Origin of the sequence: Pantoea sp. ANP04 (genome assembly GCF_041982285.1) — a bacterium.
Lineage (GTDB): Bacteria > Pseudomonadota > Gammaproteobacteria > Enterobacterales > Enterobacteriaceae > Pantoea > Pantoea eucalypti.
The window spans coordinates 1-823 of the sequence record NZ_JAUTYS010000041.1 but is presented as its reverse complement, the minus strand read 5'-3'; the positions used below and the strand labels follow the sequence as shown (position 1 = coordinate 823).

Genomic DNA, 823 nt, shown 5'->3' with positions numbered 1-823 from the left:
GGTCCAGCAGGCGCTTGTGCAGCACCTCATAGGCGCCGCCTTCGGCGACGGCCTTGTCCAATACGTCCTGCGGGGGAGTTGCGACTTGAGCGTCCGACATCGTGGCCTTCCTGGATCTACGGCGGTGTGCAAAAAAAGCGGGCTCCTCAAACCTGGAGCCCGGTACCCGACACAAGGCCGGTAGCCGCTGCCGCGGGCTGGGTGCGTGCTTGAGGGCCCGAAGGCCCTCAAGGGCTGCGCCTCCTACGGAGTCGGTCGCAGCCTTCGGCAGCGGCTACAGGGAGCGCGCCGGACGCAGTGTTCAGGCACACCACGCATTCAACGAGACTGACGATGCTATTTCAGCAATCCACACGACTGGCACAGGTCAATTGCCCACTGGGACCGGACGTCCTGCTGCTCAACAGCATGGGCGGCGGCGAAGAGCTGGGGCGCTTGTTCGATTACCAGCTGCAGCTGACTTCCAGCGACGCCAACATCGACCTCAACCAGCTGCTGGGCAAACCCATGGGCCTGAGCGTGCAGTTGGACGACGGCAGCCAGCGCTATTTCCACGGCATCGTGGCCCGCTGCAGCCAGAACGTCGACAGCGGCCAGTTCGCCAGTTACCAGGTGACCCTGCGCCCCTGGCTGTGGCTGCTCAGCCGCACCTCCGACTGCCGGATTTTCCAGCACCTGAGCATCCCGCAGATCATCAAGCAGGTGTTTCGCGACCTGGGCTTTTCCGATTTCGAAGACGCCCTGAGCCGTCCCTATCGGGAGTGGGAATACTGCGTGCAGTACCGCGAGACCAGCTTCGACTTCGTCAGCCGGCTGATGGAAC

The 823-nt window shown here is 63.5% G+C and carries 1 protein-coding gene; it reads left to right on the top strand.

Features of this window, described 5'->3' with window-relative positions; genetic code table 11:
- Positions 1–333 precede the first annotated feature (333 nt).
- On the top strand, positions 334–823 hold a 490-nt coding region (locus Q7C21_RS22165), incomplete at its 3' end, for a type VI secretion system Vgr family protein (RefSeq protein ID WP_375151110.1).